Source organism: Vibrio sp. 970 (assembly GCF_033339075.1).
Window position 1 is genome coordinate 1 of record NZ_JAWOTW010000584.1, and the last position, 584, is coordinate 584.

Consider the following 584-nt stretch of genomic DNA (forward strand, 5'->3'; position numbering starts at 1 on the left):
GTTCAGCAACAGTGGCCAAAGCATGTCGGATGAAATTGAAGGTTGTTCGAATTTCGTAATTGTTGCGCCTTGGTGAAGCGTGTTCCACCACTCAACAGAGAAGTGGATGATTGGCAGGTTCACTACGCCAACAATCGCCAAAATACCCGCTGCTTTTGCAGCCGTTTTTTGGTCATCAAACGCGTGGTAAAGTGCTATCACACCAAGGTAAAGGAACAGAAGAATAAGTTCAGAAGTAAGACGAGCATCCCATACCCACCAAGTGCCCCACATCGGTTTGCCCCAAACGGCACCGGTCAGAAGAGCAATAAAGGTGAATACTGCGCCGATCGGAGCCATCGCAAGAGCTGCCATATCTGATAAGCGAACTTGCCAAACCAAACCGATAAAGGCAGCAATCGCCATCGACATGTACACGCCCATAGACCAAATAGCAGATGGAACATGAATATAAATAATTCGGAAACTGTCACCTTGTTGGTAATCAGAAGGCGCAAACGCCAGTCCCCAAACGGTACCTACCGCTAGGCATACGAGGGCCAATACAGAAAACCAAGGTAAGAACTTACCACTCAAACGGTAAG

The 584-nt window shown here is 47.8% G+C and carries 1 protein-coding gene; it reads right to left on the minus strand.

The features are described from left to right. The coding region (locus tag R7Q11_RS28020; protein ID WP_225467212.1) for a heme ABC transporter permease at window positions 1–584 on the minus strand (584 nt) is incomplete at both ends.